Consider the following 16,942-nt stretch of genomic DNA (forward strand, 5'->3'; position numbering starts at 1 on the left):
GCAGTTAATCGTAAATGGTCGGTATTGGCCTGCGCTTATGCTGCGTCGCCTTGTAAATGGCTATGATCCTGCTTTCCACCTCGGCGGAAACCGGCTTGCCCTCAAGGAAGTCGTCAATCTGATCGTAACTCAACCCCAAGGCAGCCTCGTCTTCAAGACCCGGGTTGTCACACTCAAGATCCGCCGTTGGCGCTTTGTATACCAAGGTTTCCGAGGCGCCGAGGAAGGCGGCCAATTGCCGTACCTGACGCTTATTCAAGCCGAAAAGTGGCGCCAAGTCGCAGGCTCCATCGCCCCACTTGGTATAGAAACCTGTGACATTTTCGGCGCTGTGATCTGTTCCAACCACCAGGCCACCGAGTAAACCCGCCACTTCGTATTGGGCCGCCATCCGCATTCTGGCCTTGACATTGCCTTTCACAAAATCAACCTTTTTGGCATCCGGTAGCGCCAGTTCGGCACGGTCAAAGCCACTGAGTACATGCTGATGAATGCCACTCACCCCCTCATGAATATTCACAGTCACCAGTTTGCTGGGGCGGATAAATGCCAGCGCCTGCTGCGCCTCGTGTTCATCACGCTGCTCAAGATAAGGTAGACGCATGGCCACAAAACGGTACTCAGCCTCGGCTTTACCTTGATTGAGTGAATCTACCGCCAACTGACATAAGCGCCCGGCCAGGGAGGAATCGACCCCGCCACTGATCCCCAGTACCAGAGTCTTGCTGCGAGCCTCCTGCAATTTGGCCTTAAGAAATGCGACCCGCCTTTCCACCTCATATTCAGGTTCAATAGCACTCAGCACTTTCATTTCTCTTAAGATCTGTCCTTTCACAGTGGGCTCCAATCTGTTATCGGTGTTTATAAGTCTGACTTTGATACCGGCCGTGCAATAATTTACTAGGCGGCCTGGATCACCGACCGCTAAGATAACATAAATTCTTACCCAGGATAGCAAGATGCACGAGGAGAAAATCCATTACTGGCGCGCCCCATCCCATCCCGAACTGGAGATCAGTCGGGCCAGTTTTCAACATTTTCACTTCGAGCCCCATGTTCATCTGGACTTTCATATCGGTGTGGTCAGTCACGGCGGCCAGGACTTTCATTACCGTGGCCAAACCTGGCACCTGAGACCCCATTGGCTGTCGACCCTGGATCCCGACAGCAGCCATGATGGCCAGAGCAGCGAACAACAGGGCTATTGTGCCCTGGTAATGTCCCTGCCCCATGACTGGTTGCAACAACTGGCGCGGGATCTCGGCCTGGGATATTTCAGTTTTGCCGCGCCTATGTTGCACCATCCGGCGCTGTATCGGGAATTTTGCCAGCTGCACCATTTGCTGACCCAACCCATAGCGGCCAATGATCTCCTGGTTCCTGAAGCCGCGGTTATCGCCTTTTTGGAAAAGTTGCTGCGCCTGCATGGCCGCCAGCTCAATACCGAGAGACAGCCCCACACCTTGAGTCAGAGTCAGCTCGATAGGTTAAGAGAAGCCTTTCATGCCGATCCTGGTGCGCCATTTAGATTGCCGCAGCTTGCCAAGGAGCTGGATCTCAGCCAATACCAACTGCTTAGGCAGTTTCGCCAGAGAACCGGCATGACGCCACATGCCTATTTAAAGCGGATCCGCCTGGAATATGCCAAGAAAGCCCTGCTCAGGGGAGACAGTGTGATTTCGGTGGCGCAGCAAGTCGGCTTCTTCGATCAGAGCCATCTGAACAAGGCTTTCAAACGTGCCTTCCTGCTTTCTCCGCAGGCGTTTCAGCGGCGCATGCTGTGAACGCCACACGCCCCCTCTGGTGGCTGAGCATCTTTCCCCCTATACCCAAACACTTTCAGCCTCGGCTCAATGAGGCACTACAGGATAGAGTTGACTATGACAGATCTGCATCTTTTGCTGACCCTGGGCACCATTCACCTGCTGGCATTGGCAAGCCCGGGGCCGGATTTTGCATTGATCCTGAAAATCGCCAGCCGCGAGCAACGCAGCACCGCATTGGCGGCCGCTATCGGCATCTCTCTGGCGATATTGGTGCACACTGTCCTGAGCCTCACGGGTGTCAGCCTGGCCATTCAAAGCTCGCATACCCTTTTTGTGCTGGTGCAGCTCTTTGGCGCCCTTTATCTGGGCTGGATGGGACTGGGAGCTTTTGGTGTTCAGGCCTGGCTTCAACGCGCCTTGGCGACAAGGTCACTCGTTGAAGCTCAAGCCAATGAATTGCCAACCAGCCAGTCAGCAATCAATGATACAAATGCTAAGAGGTACGAGGAGTTAAACAACAGGCTAGACAATGACCTTGGTAAAAGTGTGAGCGATAACACAATGTCGGCTACTGCCGGGTTGCTGCTTGGATTATCGACCAACCTGTTCAACCCCAAGGCGTTGGTGTTTTTTTTAACGCTGTTTTCCAGCCTCATCACTCCGGCTGTCAGCAATCAAACCAAGCTGTTGGCCGCCATATTACTGCCGCTGCTCTCGGTTATCTGGTTTGCCATGTTGGCCATGCTGCTGTCTCATGCCCGAGTGCAACAACGTCTACTAAGATTTGGCCGCTATATAGATTACCTTTGCGGCGCTATTTTCCTGACTGTCTCGGTTGCCATACTGCTGCGACTATTAACGGCTTAACCCCAGGAAATTAAACAATAAGCGGCATATCAAACCTTAAGCCAGACGGGCTAAAACCTTTTAAGCACTGGGACAAATTGTGAAGCAGTAAATAGAATACACCTTCAATTCAGACTAGAATAACCCAAATTCAATCGATTCAAGGTGTCTCTATGTGGTGGCGTGTTGTTTTACTCTGTCTTGCTTATTGGCTGCTGGGCGCCCACTTTCTCAGATACTCACACACAGTCGCCGCCGCTATCTGCCTGCTGGCACCGGCATTGCTGTTTGTTAAAAGCGCCGTTGGCGTTCGGGTTCTGCAAATCGGTCTATTGGTCGGCGCCGTGCTGGTATGGGCCAAGAGTGGCTTTGAATATGTCGCCATGCGCCAGGCCATGGATGCCCCTTGGCTAAGGCTGGCATTTATAATGGGCGGCGTCACCCTGTTTACTCTGCTGAGCGCCTGGAGCGGTAATAAACTGGCGAGCAATCGTAACCGAGGCTCATAGTCGTCACACTCGCCAACATTTCCATCTTGGGCCAATGACTCGACAATCCACATCAAAGGTCAGCATAGGTTAAGTAATAGGGCTATACACTCGAGCCAGTATGTAGCCCTATTTTTTAACGAGTTGGGTCTTAGGTTTAGATCTCTGGTCTAGCGTATGACTGATACCCTTGCTTTAGCCTCGGCTTGAGCTGCTCCTGGGAACTGCGTACACTGTTCTGATTTCAGTTAAAGGCGTAAAGAATATGAGAATTTTGGTTGTTGAAGATGATCCCTTACTCTCCCATCACCTCAAGGTACAACTGGGAGAACTGGGGAATCAGGTTCAGGTGGCGGGAACCGCCAAAGAGGGTTTTTTTCAGGCAACCAACTACCCCATTGACGTCGCCATTGTGGACTTGGGCTTGCCGGATCAAGACGGTATTGCACTTATCCAACAGTTACGGGATGAAGACGTCAAAGCCCCGATTCTGATCCTGACCGCCCGAGTTAACTGGCAAGATAAAGTTGAAGGGCTCAACGCCGGTGCCGACGACTACCTGGTCAAACCTTTTCAAAAAGAGGAACTTGTGGCCCGCCTCGATGCCTTGGTACGCCGCAGTGCCGGCTTCGTCAAGCCGGTGATCAACAGCGGCGACCTGTCGTTGGATCTCGCCGCCAAGCAGGTCACCATGAATGGTGAACCGATGGAAATCACCGCCTTCGAATATCAAATTCTCGAATACCTGATGCGCCACAATCATGAAGTGGTCGCCAAGCAACGCCTGCTGGACGTTATTTATGGCGACAAGGAAGGCGATCCCAACACCATTGAGGTGATGGTGAGCCGACTGCGAAAGAAGTTGACCCGTGACGGCATCGAAAATCCAATAGTGACCATCAGAGGCCAAGGGTACAAATTCAACCTGCCATGCAATTGAAAATAAAACCCAAGAAACGCCTACTGACGCGGATGTTTCTCACTTCGTTGTCTATCATAGCCGTGGTCGGTTTTGGCTTGGCCTGGATGGTCAACATATTGCATGCGCAAAACAGCTATAACGAAGAGACGGCGCAGCTAATCGCCGAAATCCCTCAGGTGGCAGCCGAGCTCAGGGAGCATGACCTGATCCCGGACACCAGCTCCTGGCTTGAGGAGAACAACAAACAGGAGCGCTATGTTATCGCCTCCTGTGACGAGAAATTCAAGCAGGTGTGGACCTCGTCGCTGGCAGTGGACAGAGGTCTGTTTGATACCTGTGAACGTTTCAATGAAATCCGCAACGAAGCGCCCCCCTACTACCTGAACATGGCCGACAATCGTGCCTATTTTGCCTATCTGCTGTCGGTCGATATCGCCGGTATTCACTACAACCTGTTGGTACTCAAGGATGCGGCCAAACTGGAGCAGGAATACAGCCAATTTGCCAAACGCACCTATATTCGCCTGGCGCTGGTGTTGGCACTGGCACTGGTACTGCTGATCAGCGCCGCTTATTGGGGCATGCGGCCATTGGTACAGATGCGAAATGAGTTGAGATCCATCATCAACGGCAAATCCAAGTCGCTCTCCGGCGGTTATCCGGTGGAGCTGGAAGGTGTCACCCAGGCGCTCAACCAATTGCTGCAGCAATCCAGCGCCCAGCAACAGCGCTATCAAAATGCCATGAATGATCTGGCCCACAGCCTTAAGACCCGTCTTGCCGCCGTACATGCCATCACGGATGATGCCAGCCTGGACAAACAGGCCAGCAGCGAAAAAATCATGGAACAGGTGAGCCAGATGGACCAGTTGGTGAAATATCAGCTCAAGCGCGCCATGCTGGGACGCAAGGGCCTCAAGCAGGAACAAACTCCGATTGCTCCTCTGGTGGATCAATTGGCACAGATGCTGTTTAAGGTATACCGTGACAAACAAGTGAAGTTCAGCGCCGAAATAGAGGAAGAGCTGCAGTTTCCCGGCAATCAGGGCGACTTGATGGAGCTGTTCGGCAACCTGATGGAAAATGCGTTCCGCCTGTGTATCTCAACCGTTCGCGTCACGGCCGGTTATCAGGGCAACATACTGCAGATACTGGTGGAAGATGACGGCCCAGGTGTTGATGAAAGCCTTAAACAGAAGATTATCCAGCGCGGTGTGCGCGCCGATACCCAGTCACCAGGACAGGGAATTGGTCTGGCGGTATGTAATGAAATCGTCAGCAGTTACGGCGGCACCCTCAGCATTGAGGATTCAGCTCTGGAAGGCGCCTGCTTCCGCATTCAAATTCCCATGCAGTGAGCCTCAGCGCCGGGTTGGCCCATAAAGCTGCTCGGCGCGATTAAACATGATCCAAGAAGTGGCTATATACTTGTCACCACTCTTGGGACGATTGCCCCTGTGACTATGGGTAAATCCCGCGGGCGCTATCACCATGGTGCCCTTCTTCGGCGCAATTTTACGCTGCTGATAGAAGAATTCCGTCTCCCCGCCTTCGGCCACATCATTGAGATAGAACATATAAAGCACCACTCTGTGCAAGGCGTCGTTGTGACCGGCCTGGGGAAACTGCTCTGAATGCCAATGGGGATATCCCCCTATATCGCGCTGATACCTTTGCAGATTGATGGTACCACTACGATAAAGGTATTGTACCAGCGCCTCCGCTCTGGGCGCTCCCAAACGAGCATAGTTATCCGGTGTCAGGGTTACTGCATGGCCGGACTCATCTGCCACTTGCACGGCAACGGCTCCCATCAACGCCATTGCGTACTTATCAAAGTATCGTCCGGCATGCTTTAGTGTATGGCCGAGCAGCTCATTCCGCAGTGGCTGTAACTCTGGGTACTGATCCAAGGTAAGATCGCGGCTAATTTTCTTTTCCTTGTCGACACCATGGCCTGTACGGCCCTCGGTAACACCAGGATGAGCTTCAAAGGCGGCAATCAGACGATCGCATAACTCATCAGGGATGGCATTGGGATATACTTCGATAAAGTCCATAAAAATCTCGATTTACTTATATTTTTATCCGAACATGCTTACATGTGAGCTAACTAATTGTAAAGCGTACTCTTTGCGATAAAATGATTCGATTGCTTAAAAAAGATGATTTGAATGAACAAGAGCTGTAGAGTCAGTGTCCAACAACTGCAAGTGGGTAACTTCGTCCGTCTTCCTCTGGCATGGAAAGATCATCCTTTTCTTTTCAGTAGCTTCCGTATCAAACAACAGGCGCAAATTGAGCTAATCCGTAAGCTGGGCATTGACAGTGTGTTTGTCGTGCCGGACCGCAGTGACACTCCGCCGCTACCTGCCGATCAACAACCTGACCCGGTAGAAAATCCACAGGAAGTCGACTCTCTGCAACAACAGATGGAAAGCGACAAACAACAACGGATCGAAATTCTCAAGAAAATGCGCCGCGAGCTGCATAAGACAGAGGAGCATTTCGACCGTTCACTGGCAAGGATGCGCAACCTGGTCAACAAACTACGCAGCCGCCCTCTCAATGCTGTTACCGAAGCGCAGGACTTGGTCCGTGACATAGCCGAGCAACTGTTGTCCTCCGACAACCTTATTCTGCATCTGATGGCCGATTCGGATAAAGACGAAGGCATCTATTTTCACTCGCTCAACGTAGCCATTCTTGCCATGTTGGTAGCCAAAGAGCTGCAATGGCCCAGAGAAGATATTGAGGCCGTGGGCCTGGGTTCGCTATTCCACGACATAGGTAAACTCAAACTGCCAAGCCAGATACTGCGCAAGCAGGCTCCCTTGACTAAACCCGAGCAAAACCTGCTGAACCAACACCCGTTAATGGGCGCTGAGTTCATCAAGCTGGCCGCCGACTTTCCGGAAAATGCCAGGGATGTTATCACCCATCACCATGAACTGCTCGATGGCAGTGGTTTCCCCAAAGGCTTGAAAGCCGATGAACTGAGTCAAGCTTCCCAGTTGGTGGCTGTGGTGAACCAATATGACTCTCTTTGCCACCCTGGAGTGCAATCCAAGGCCAAGACGCCTTATGCTGCTCTGGGCTATCTATATAAATACTCCAAGGGAAAGCTGAATCAGGAATATGTCGGCAAAATGATTAAAATGCTCGGGGTCTATCCTCCCGGCAGCGTGGTTGAGCTTTCTTCCGGCCAATATGGGCTGGTAATGTCGGTCAACCTGGATAAGCTGCTGCTGCCGCGAATTCTGGTATATGACGCTCTGGTGCCCAAAGATCAAGCGCCGATTATCGATCTGGAAGCCGAAGGACTTTCTATCGTGCGCTGCCTGCCACCGGCGGCTCTGCCGGAGAAAATCTTCAAGTACCTCAACCCCAGAGAACGGGTCAGCTACTACTTTGGCAGCGAAAGCAAAGGCTGAACCCTTTAGCCTACCCCTTTGGCCTATATAACCAAAGTCATTATCGCCATCATAGTTAGACTGAACTAATCTTGTTGTTGCAACCTGGATTTGGGTAGCCTGAAACCAGGCTCACCCCTCACAGGCGGAGGCCGGCAATGACAGAACTACCGGATTTTGACACCTTGATGTGGCTGGCTCAAAACCAGCCGGAAGAATTGGACAAGCTACAGGAGCGTTTGAGTGACGAGTTAATCAACAGTTCCGATTCCAACCAGGACCAGCTCAGAACCATTAAACACCACCTGCAGCAGAGTCTGGCACGCTGCAATAACCCCTATCACAGATGCCTGGTCAGCATCCGCATTATGCGCCACAAGTTCGCCGCGTTAGCGAGCGTGTTGGAAGCCCCGGACCAGTACAGAGATCACAAGGCTCAGGTGATACCATTAAGGCGCAAGCCCCTGTAACCAAGGTGCTAAAGCCCTTAACCGGATTTACAGCCAACCTTTGCGGCGGAAAAACAGGTAAGTGCCTGCCGCACTGGCTAACATCATCACCACCGCCATAGGGTAGCCGAAGTACCACTCAAGCTCAGGCATCTCTCTGAAGTTCATCCCGTAACTACTGGCGATCAGGGTTGGCGGCAGAAAGACCACGGCCGCAACCGAGAAAATCTTAATGATCTTGTTTTGCTGCAAGCCACTGAAACCCATGGCCGCATCCAGCAAGAAGTTGAGTTTATCGAAGATAAACTGACTGTGAGGCATCAGGGATTCAATGTCCGACAACATCTCGCGAATTTCCTTGAGCTCATCTTCGGCCAATTCTTTACGGTAATACTTCTGTATGTAACGCAGAGACCTCTGGGTATCGAGCAGACTCAAACGTATCTTACCGTTGGAATCTTCCTGCAAGGTGATCAGCTTAAACACATCATCGAGTTCATTACTCTCAAACACCTGCTCACCAACGTTTTCCAGCACAGTGTAAACATCTTCAATCAAGTCAGAGAGGTACTCTACCTTGAGGTTAAAGAGCTCGATAAACAGTGCCTGAGGCGTGGCCACCATGATGCGCCCAAGACGCAAATAGTTGCGCAGCAAACGAATAAGGCCAACATCCTCTTCACGTATGGTGACCAAAAACCGGCTACGCAGGTTGAATGAAACGTTAACCCCACGAACATCCTGACCAACCCGCTGCGGAAACAGAGAGTTGATATGCAGGCCGTCTTTGTTTTGATAGAAACGTGCCGAAGCCTCAATCTCATTGATATCTTCTTCGTCGGGTACCTCTTCCACCGAATAATGGCTCAACCAATCCCGCTCATCGTCATCCGGCTTGTAGAGATCCAGCCACAGAGTTTGTTCCGGAAGACTGTCTTCTATGGTCAGCTCAATAATTTTAAGCTGCTGATCCTGATAGGTGTATGCAGTAATCATGGGTCCTCCTGAAGATAACAATGCCGTAGAAAGAAATGCCCGGCAAAAAAATGTGCCTAGTTTACCTGATAAGCCATCAATGAAAAGCGCTCAGTGGCGTCAGGGGACACTTTTCTCGGCTATCATCAAACGCTCCTCGGTGGAGAGACGGATCCTGAGTCCATCCACGGTAACCAGTTCATTGGCCGAGATATCTTTCTTACGCACCTGATAGACTTCCCGTCGTTCTTCCTTGGGTGAAACCAAGGTCACGGAAACCACCTGATAACCGTCAAACCATTGCCAGGCAAAAAAGCCACAGGCCAGTATCAAGGTAACGCCCACGGCTCCAGGAACCAAAAAGCGTTTGAATAAAGGCAAAGGTTCGGCGACCTCTTGCTTTCTTACCTCAGGACTTGACCTTCGTTTGAGCATGGCCCATGCCAGTGCCAACACCAGGGCTGTCAGCAGGATTTTGGTCAGCAAGCTCAACTCCTCATTCTTAACCAAGAATCTATCAAAGCATCAAATTGTTAATTATAAAGGAAAAGCACATCCTTGACAGTTAGCTGTATCATAAAGCTGCCTGCCAAACCCTAAAGTATTTGAATTAATACTTTATGACGTACCTTACATATCGTCTCGACGCCATTCACCATCAGCTTCAGCTGCCTTTACAGTACTAATACCTGACGCCAGCGCATGCAAAGCAATGCTGGGTATATTGTAAACGGCTCTTGGTAACTCGAGGAAAGGCACACTTTTGATAGGTTCGAGAGCAATCTCTGTTCAAAAACGGGGCTAAGATGTACTAGCTAAGACGGCAAGAAGACGCTCCCGCCGACCGCCCTTTCTGTAGCTGTGCCCCATTGATGACCTGAATCAGTAATCAACGGCTTTTTAGGCAAGCACTACAGATACAACTGCCGTTACGATCTCTCGGTATCTGTCTTATGCATCGACATTAAATAACATCAAATAATGCTAAAGGTTGAAAACGCATATCAGTCGTTTTCTTTGAGGCTGACATCTACCAGGTAGTGACCTTGCAGCCAGTTTCGACCAATCAACAGTTTGTGGGTCATCTTGCTTCTGTCTTTAAGGTTAACCTTGACCGGATACTCCCTTCCCGGCTCACCAATATTGAGTTCCACCATATACCGGATTTCACTGCCCTGAGCATTACGAATCAACGAGGTATTAGTGATCATCGCGTGCAGCCGCTGTTTTTCACCCTTTTCATTTTCCGTCGTAAAACTCAGCTGCTTGCCGATATTATTTTCCATATCCTCGTCACCATTCTCCACTTTCAGATCCGTGGCATGCAACGAGTTTTCTACCGCGCCGGTATCAATACGGGTTTGGAAAATCAGCCCGGATTCCCGCACACTGATAGCAGCGACTGGCCCTATGATACGTTTCTCTGCCACATCGACCAGAAAGTCATCAGCCAGCCAGTTACGGCCGATAAGCAGTTTATAATCCATATGGCTGCGGTCTCTGAGATTGACCTTGACTTTACGCTTGTGTTTGCCAAACGCGACATTCAACTCCACCATGTAGCGCGTCTCCCGCCCTTGAGAGTTGCTGACGGTAGATGTCTTGACAATTTTTGCCTTGAGCTGTTTTTTCTCGCCACGTTCGTTCTCTGTGGTAAAACTGAGCATTTTACCCACATTATCCTGCATCTTTTTGGCACTGCCGCCTATGACCTTGAGATCGACCGCATGCATAGAAGTATTGGCAGCCCCGGTATCGATTCGGGCCTCAAAACTGAGGCCGGCTTCGGCGACCGTCATAATTTCAGTCTGACCTATAACCATTTTTTCCTGGGCAAACACGGATGTCGAAAGCAACATAAAACAAAGACCAAGTTTTTTAAGCATGGGACTATTCCATTCATTTCAACTAACAAGATGAAAATCCGGCAGAAATACCGGAACTTACAGATAAGACAGATGTTAACGCTTCAGGTTCCCGAGAGCCAGGCTCGAGCCTGGGGCAATTCCGCCTTGGAAAACACCACTACCGGGCAAGGGATCATCAACGCCAAGGTCTGCGCCATCCCTTCGATAACAGAGCTGTCAGTAATAACAGCTATACGGGAAAAGTCTTGCAAATGAAACAGCCCAAAACAGGCATCATCCCACACGGCCTGCAAAGAGATACCCTCGAAGTCAGCGCCGTATTCATACCAGAGTTTAATGAGCACATGTTCTCTGAGTTTGGACTCTAGCGCCGGCAGCAAGACAGCATCATAATCTTCACTGCTGACAACACCACTGGCACGAACCGCTACTGTATTGCCTTCAAACCCGGAAAGCAGTGTCAGCATCCTAAGCCTCCAGTTTGTGCATTATTGAGACTGGAGTTTGGCAATTTCCTGATCGAACAGATTCTTGATCAAACCGGCAAACTCACTAATAAATAAGGTTTGTTTTGCCGTAGCCTTATGGTTGGCCACCTTGGCCAAGATCTCTTCCAGATCATACACTATGGCATCGATTTCACGAATAACTGTGTTGCGTTGGACGAAAGACAGTTGTGGGTTTTGGCCACAGACCATAATAATCTGTGCCGACAGCTGCTCTTCGAACTCCTCCATAACGCTGCTGTCGCTCAAAGATCCCCCTTCTGGGGTCTCAAACAATCCAAGGTGTTCAGTCAGGAATTGAATGAGGTGCATATAGCCGTCTTTGTCTGTAACCATCTTTCTTCCCGCGTGCAACGTCTCAGGCCAACCCATATAAGGGGCACACTCTCCGGTCTAATTGCCTATCAAGCCGCGACCGGAAAGTCACATTATGAAACAAATTCCACCTTGAGTCTTGCCTCAAATCAAGCTGTCGTTCGTTACTTGTTTAATCTTAGAACAAAAGAAACAGGAACAGCCTTACTGATGCTGGATAGACCGGCAATTTCACGTAATTTTTCAACCCCATCGGTCAAACCAAACTCTTCGGCGTTCACTATGACGGCTTTCTGTGAAGTGACCAAAAGGCTCGACGGCCCAAGCCTGGCCACAACCACATCAAAACGTTTGTTCTGGGTCTTACCATGCAGTGACAATACGCCATCTATCTCAGTACTCAACAACTCACCCGGCTTGAGCTTTTCCACCAACTCAGCGGGTACTTGAGCAGTCAGCGTAAGGGTCGGGAAATTAGCCACTTCAAACAACATGGTTTGCATCCGTTTATCCCGTATTTCTATGCCGGTATTAACCCCGTTTAACGGAATTTCCAGCTTGAATTCGCCATTATCGGCAAGCATGCCACTTAGCTGGTTAAACTCATGTACCTCGGCAATGTCACCTTTTTTAACCGATATAAAACTAACCTTGGAGTCGGCATTATCCAACTGCCAGTCAGCCGCCAGTGCCAGGTTACTGAAGGCGCCAAGCGCCAATAAAGGGATCCATTTCTGCATATTCTTTTCCTTGTAGGGCATAAAGTGAACTGAGCCTGGATTTAAGATGGTTAAAAACAGACACTTCGCCAGAGAAAGGGCAATTAAGCCCATCTGTGATCTGCATCGGCTTACCGGCCTGAATGCAAGGCGTGGCTTGCAGCAGATGGCCTTACTCCTTTGCAAGAACAACACAGCAGATAGACAGGTAAGCCACGCCCTTCGGGGCTTTCACAGCAATAGTGCCACGAGAACTTACTCGCACCTTCCCTAGATTAATCATTACTAAAGCATATTGTTCAATTCAATAAAACAGGTTCGCTATTTTTTAACCCAAATGACTGTCGTTTTATCCTGAAGTAGCCTGTACGTTCATTCACCCAGGCGCACTTCTGCAAGCCATTCGAGCCCCAAATATCGATATATGGCCCCCGTTTACCCTATCCTTCAAATAAAGTTGCTGCGCTCCTGTCGGCACTTGCGGAAAACTGCGAAATTCACCCGAATAAATTGATTGTTTCAATGCAAGCCAGGCCTCAAAGCGCTATGATCTCCGACAATGCAAACCCAGGCCGTTTAACCGGCCCTCAATTGAAGCTAAAAACCTCGATGACAACGAACCTCCTTTGCCCCTGCGGCTCCAAGCTCCCTTATAGTGAATGTTGTCAGCTGCTTCACACCAAGCAGCACAGCGCCGCCACACCAGAGCAATTGATGCGCTCCCGCTATGCCGCCTTTGTTAAAGCAGAGTTTGATTATCTTATCGACACCCATCACCGGGATTATCGCCAGGGACTGAGCGCACAAACCCTGGCCCAGATGCCAAAGACCCAATGGTTGGGCCTACAAATTGTCGAGCGGGAACCTTTGACACCTGGGCAAAACCAGGCCAGAGTCACTTTCAAGGCCTGGTATCTGGCGGATGGCCAGTTAGACGCCATATTTGAACAATCTGAGTTTATATTTGAGGACGGCTGCTGGTTTTACACCGAGGGTAAGCAGTTTGCGGTCAGCTATCCCAAACGCAATGACCCTTGCATTTGCAATAGCGGCAACAAGTTCAAACACTGCTGCCTGAAACGGATTTAACTTAGGCCGGATTTAACTTGGGCCGAAATCAAGTGTGGAACCAAGAGAGCTTAAACTGGTTAATCAATGCAGCAATGCAGGTTGACTCTGTTGCAAAAAAGCACTGAATTCGGCCTCTCTGAGCGCCGGGCTGTACAGGAATCCCTGGGCCTGATGACACATGCATGAAGTAAGGAAGCGTTCCTGCTCGGCGGTTTCAACCCCTTCTGCTGTCAGGGAGATATTCAGCGCCTTGGCCATGGCAATAATTGCGCTGACGATTTCGCGGCTCTCGCGGCTAATACTGAGATCCGAGATAAAAGACCTGTCTATCTTGAGCTTGCTGATGGGAAACTGTTTCAAATAGCGCATTGAACTGTAACCCGTACCGAAATCATCAATAGCAAGCCCTACCCCCAAGTCAGCCAGTTCCTGGCATAAATTGGTGGCATAGCGTATATCTTCCATCAACTCGGTTTCGGTGATCTCCAAAATAAGCGTGCCGGGTTTCAAGCGGTAACGATTGAGCAACTGCCAAACCTGTTCATAAAGATTACTGCCGAAAAACTGCCGCGCCGACACGTTCACATGCATAGCGATATTGATATTGTGATGCTGCCACAAATTCAGCTGGCGACAGGCGGCCTCCAGTACCCAGGTACCTATGGCATTGATAAGCCCAGACTGTTCGGCAATATCGATAAAGGCGCCTGGATACAGCACTCCCCGCTTGGGATGGTGCCAGCGGATCAGCGCTTCTGCACCTATGTAACTGCAGCTTTGCAAATCTTTAAGCGGCTGATAATAAAGTTCAAACTGTCTGCCCCGAATGGCGGCATGCAGATCTCTTTCTATCTGGGCATCATCCTTGAACGCCTTGAGCAACGCGCTGTTGAAAAACTGGATTGCCGTACCCTGCTTCTTCTTGGCGTATTGCAGCGCAATATCGGCGCAAGTCAGCGGCGCTACCAACTCGGCGACTTCGGCAATGTCCACCGCCGCCAGTGCCGGCTTGGGATCCACTTGCTCACGGCCAATATTGATAGGGTTACGCAGTTGTTGATAGAGGCGATGACAACAAACATCGATATCGCCGCTATCATCAAGCAACAATGCAAATTCATCGCTGCCCACCCTGGCAATACTGCAGTCGGCATAAAGAGAAGCAAAATGTTTCAGACGGCGGGCAACTTCAATCAGCAGGGCATCACCCTGTTCATGTCCATAGGTATCATTGAAGCGTTTAAAACCAATCAAATCGACCAGCAGCAACTGCCCGCTATAGGTTCTATCGAGCAAACGATTGAAATGGGTACGGTTGTATAGTCCGGTCAGGCTGCAACGCCAGGCCAAGCGTTCAAGTTCGGCCTGATAATTATGCTGCTCGGTACAATCTTCGCTGGAGACCAAGACATAATGGTTACCGCGCTGGGTAATAAATTGACTGGCATGGTATCTGAGCCAATATTCCTGGCCAGACTCCCGATTGAGCATCACTTCACCCGTCGCTGCTTCGCCACGCAACACCTTGGCCAGGGTCATTTCAGCCTGTTTGGGTTGCTGTTTAAAAAAAGACAACTGCTTTAGACTGGCGCCCAGCATTTTCTCTTTTGGGATACCTGTGATCTGTTCATGGGCGCTGTTGATATATTCAATCGCTTCTGTGTGCAGATTGATCAGCATACTGACTTGGGCCGATTGTTCTGCGGCCGACTGAAACAGAGTCAGCAACTCGTCTTTGCGGTAGGCGTCGTGGGTCGCCAAAGTCAGCGCAAGTTGGTCAGCCACTTGCGAGGCCAAATGGATCTCCAAATCACTCCAGTGATGCCCGGCAGAGGTTCGCTCCAAGCTCAAAACACCTTCAATATGGCCATTGATCCTGATAGCGATATCCAGGGCACTGGCAATACCGTTGACGCTAAAATAAACCTCGGCAAGCTCGCTCATACGCCAATCAGCCACCGCATCATTGGCGTCAATATGGCGTTTTTGCTTGAGTTGGTCGATATAAGATGGAATTTGATTGAGGTGTAGTGGACGCGGCGTTTTAAGAGGCTTTCCCGAGCCAAAGCGGGCAACTTCAAACTGCACATGCTGATCCCTGGACCAGGACCAGACACTGGCGTGTTGCACATCGAGATATTGACACAGAAGTTCTGTAGCCAGTTCAGCCGTCTTGGCGAAATCGCCCTGCTGCTTGGCAACCGAGTTGGTCAACAACTCCAGCAATCGCTGATACCTACGTCGCTTCACACATATCCTCAGGTTCCCTTTCGGGCTCAAAGAAACCCGCGCCGAATGCGCGGGCCTGCCATCATATCTCTGCGCGAGATTACACTTTTACATAATACCCAGCAAGATAACTCATACTTTCTTACATTTACCTTGTTGTGTCTTGCTTTGCAGCTTTGGTTTAACAACCAGAACTCTACTGACCATTTGGCTAAAAGTGCAGCTTATGCCAAAGCGTTTTCCAACTGAAAAATCATTTTCTCGGCACTGCAGGAAAAAGTCAGCGCCAAGGTCACTGTCTGCTCTGAACTACTGAGTTCTGCCTTGACATCAGCGAAGCGGCCTTGGGCCAATTGCTTGAGCGCCTCGGCATCAACCATTGCCGACTCACCTTGAAAAGTCAACGAAAGCAAGGTGTCTCCTTCTTCGACGACTGTCCCTATATCCACATAGCTGCCACATTCGGCACAAGTATCCTGCACATTGGCGGCCTGAGCCTGTTCAATACTCTTCATCTCTTGTCTCCGATACTGAGAGTCACCCATCAGTATAAGCCATGGACGACACCTGGACTGAGGCAAGACTCACGCCGTTTGATATAAACCGGCCAGTTTGCGTTGTTCCGACAGTTGATCAACAAACTCCATCAATACCGCCTTGGGTTGGTTTAAGGTGCCATCAGTACGTAGTCTTGTGTGCCAATCACAATTATTCAGTGCTTCCTGCATCCCGCTGTCTCTCTTCCCCCGAATAACCAAAGGTTCGGGCACCAGGGCCTGGGCCAACTGAAAGCTACGTTCACCGTCACTGAGAAAATGATAACTGTTGTCTACCGGGGAAGGTTCCTGACTCAAGTCCCCAAGCAAAGGTTGAGGCTCAGGCAAGTCAAATTGCTGCCGCAGGACAGCATCCTGTGCAATATCGTCGTGCAGGTGAAACTGAGGCCAATCGCGCACATCCTGAGACAGCAACGCCAAAAGCAGGGCAAACTCACCCCGGCGATGGGACTCAACAGCCAGATTAAGCCGTTCGCCCAATTGCAGTTCATTGATTAAGGAAACATCAGTACGCATAAAAAAACATCAACAAAACAACTCGTTGTTAGTTAATCGACCAAATGATCAGGAACTTTAGCCCTTTTTTTAAAATCGGGCTTTACATGAAAAAGGTTTCTGACTACTATGGCGGCCGCAATTGAGGAGGGGTTCCCGAGTGGCCAAAGGGATCAGACTGTAAATCTGACGGCTCCGCCTTCGAAGGTTCGAATCCTTCTCCCTCCACCATTTGCCTACAATTTAAAAAGACACGAAAGTGAAATCGTGGAGGGGTTCCCGAGTGGCCAAAGGGATCAGACTGTAAATCTGACGGCTCCGCC

The 16,942-nt window shown here is 50.2% G+C and carries 19 protein-coding genes and 1 tRNA gene; 9 read left to right on the forward strand and 11 right to left on the reverse strand.

Going from position 1 to position 16,942, the window contains the following annotated elements:
- Positions 1-4: 4 nt before the first annotated feature.
- Complete coding sequence (gene nadE, locus CX651_RS15905) at positions 5-835, reverse strand: ammonia-dependent NAD(+) synthetase (protein ID WP_101056846.1); 831 nt, start codon at positions 833-835, stop codon at positions 5-7.
- A gap of 124 nt (positions 836-959) precedes the next feature.
- On the opposite strand from nadE, the gene CX651_RS15910 reads away from it, so the two are divergent.
- From CX651_RS15910 to CX651_RS15930, 5 genes are all read left to right on the forward strand, one after another.
- Positions 960-1,784, forward strand: a complete 825-nt coding sequence (locus CX651_RS15910; RefSeq protein ID WP_101056828.1) for an AraC family transcriptional regulator — start codon at positions 960-962, stop codon at positions 1,782-1,784.
- 96 nt (positions 1,785-1,880) lie between these two features.
- Complete coding sequence (locus tag CX651_RS15915; protein ID WP_101056829.1) at positions 1,881-2,633, forward strand: LysE family translocator; 753 nt, start codon at positions 1,881-1,883, stop codon at positions 2,631-2,633.
- A gap of 152 nt (positions 2,634-2,785) precedes the next feature.
- Entirely contained in the window at positions 2,786-3,121 is a 336-nt protein-coding gene (locus tag CX651_RS15920) for a hypothetical protein (protein ID WP_101056830.1), read from the forward strand.
- 244 nt (positions 3,122-3,365) lie between these two features.
- Positions 3,366-4,040, forward strand: coding sequence for a response regulator (locus CX651_RS15925; RefSeq protein ID WP_101056831.1), 675 nt, complete (start codon positions 3,366-3,368; stop codon positions 4,038-4,040).
- Entirely contained in the window at positions 4,031-5,380 is a 1,350-nt protein-coding gene (locus tag CX651_RS15930; protein ID WP_101056832.1) for an ATP-binding protein, read from the forward strand. The genes CX651_RS15925 and CX651_RS15930 overlap by 10 nt, the downstream gene beginning before the upstream one ends.
- 3 nt (positions 5,381-5,383) lie before the next feature.
- Here the strand turns inward: CX651_RS15930 and CX651_RS15935 are convergent, their stop codons facing one another.
- Positions 5,384-6,082 carry a 2OG-Fe(II) oxygenase gene (locus tag CX651_RS15935; RefSeq protein WP_101056833.1) on the reverse strand — a complete coding sequence of 233 codons (699 nt, stop codon included), beginning with the start codon at positions 6,080-6,082 and terminating at the stop codon, positions 5,384-5,386.
- 114 nt (positions 6,083-6,196) lie between these two features.
- Between CX651_RS15935 and CX651_RS15940 the strand changes: the two genes are divergently transcribed.
- Positions 6,197-7,456: an HD-GYP domain-containing protein gene (locus CX651_RS15940; protein ID WP_101056834.1), complete on the forward strand. Its 1,260-nt coding sequence runs from the start codon at positions 6,197-6,199 to the stop codon at positions 7,454-7,456.
- A 137-nt stretch (positions 7,457-7,593) separates the two neighbouring features.
- Positions 7,594-7,905, forward strand: coding sequence for a DUF3135 domain-containing protein (locus CX651_RS15945; protein WP_101056835.1), 312 nt, complete (start codon positions 7,594-7,596; stop codon positions 7,903-7,905).
- Between the two features lie 27 nt (positions 7,906-7,932).
- On the opposite strand, the gene corA is transcribed toward CX651_RS15945, so the two are convergent.
- The 6 genes from corA to CX651_RS15975 form a co-directional block, all read right to left on the reverse strand.
- Positions 7,933-8,880 (reverse strand): magnesium/cobalt transporter CorA, encoded by a 948-nt coding sequence (gene corA, locus CX651_RS15950; protein ID WP_101056836.1) that lies wholly within the window; start codon positions 8,878-8,880, stop codon positions 7,933-7,935.
- A gap of 99 nt (positions 8,881-8,979) precedes the next feature.
- The gene (locus tag CX651_RS15955) at positions 8,980-9,345 is read right to left on the reverse strand and encodes a hypothetical protein (protein ID WP_101056837.1); all 366 of its coding nucleotides are present in this window, start codon (positions 9,343-9,345) and stop codon (positions 8,980-8,982) included.
- Between the two features lie 518 nt (positions 9,346-9,863).
- On the reverse strand, positions 9,864-10,745 hold the full coding sequence (locus CX651_RS15960; protein WP_101056838.1) for a putative ATP-dependent zinc protease: 882 nt from the start codon (positions 10,743-10,745) through the stop codon (positions 9,864-9,866).
- Between the two features lie 83 nt (positions 10,746-10,828).
- Positions 10,829-11,194, reverse strand: a complete 366-nt coding sequence (locus CX651_RS15965; RefSeq protein ID WP_101056839.1) for a SpoIIAA family protein — start codon at positions 11,192-11,194, stop codon at positions 10,829-10,831.
- A gap of 21 nt (positions 11,195-11,215) precedes the next feature.
- The gene (locus CX651_RS15970; protein WP_101056840.1) at positions 11,216-11,569 is read right to left on the reverse strand and encodes a DUF3802 family protein; all 354 of its coding nucleotides are present in this window, start codon (positions 11,567-11,569) and stop codon (positions 11,216-11,218) included.
- A gap of 143 nt (positions 11,570-11,712) precedes the next feature.
- Complete coding sequence (locus CX651_RS15975) at positions 11,713-12,288, reverse strand: YceI family protein (RefSeq protein WP_101056841.1); 576 nt, start codon at positions 12,286-12,288, stop codon at positions 11,713-11,715.
- Between the two features lie 588 nt (positions 12,289-12,876).
- Here CX651_RS15975 and CX651_RS15980 point away from each other — a divergent pair.
- Positions 12,877-13,356 (forward strand): YchJ family protein, encoded by a 480-nt coding sequence (locus CX651_RS15980; protein WP_101056847.1) that lies wholly within the window; start codon positions 12,877-12,879, stop codon positions 13,354-13,356.
- Between the two features lie 63 nt (positions 13,357-13,419).
- Here CX651_RS15980 and CX651_RS15985 read toward each other — a convergent pair whose 3' ends face one another.
- From CX651_RS15985 to CX651_RS15995, 3 genes are all read right to left on the reverse strand, one after another.
- Entirely contained in the window at positions 13,420-15,588 is a 2,169-nt protein-coding gene (locus tag CX651_RS15985) for a putative bifunctional diguanylate cyclase/phosphodiesterase (protein ID WP_101056842.1), read from the reverse strand.
- A gap of 203 nt (positions 15,589-15,791) precedes the next feature.
- Positions 15,792-16,082, reverse strand: a complete 291-nt coding sequence (locus tag CX651_RS15990) for a DUF406 family protein (protein WP_101056843.1) — start codon at positions 16,080-16,082, stop codon at positions 15,792-15,794.
- A 69-nt stretch (positions 16,083-16,151) separates the two neighbouring features.
- Positions 16,152-16,640, reverse strand: coding sequence for a VC2046/SO_2500 family protein (locus CX651_RS15995; protein ID WP_101056844.1), 489 nt, complete (start codon positions 16,638-16,640; stop codon positions 16,152-16,154).
- A gap of 125 nt (positions 16,641-16,765) precedes the next feature.
- On the opposite strand from CX651_RS15995, the gene CX651_RS16000 reads away from it, so the two are divergent.
- Positions 16,766-16,850, forward strand: a tRNA-Tyr gene (locus CX651_RS16000).
- The last annotated feature ends 92 nt before the right edge of the window (positions 16,851-16,942 follow it).

The sequence above is a fragment of the Shewanella chilikensis genome (assembly GCF_002836945.1).
Lineage (GTDB): Bacteria > Pseudomonadota > Gammaproteobacteria > Enterobacterales > Shewanellaceae > Shewanella > Shewanella chilikensis.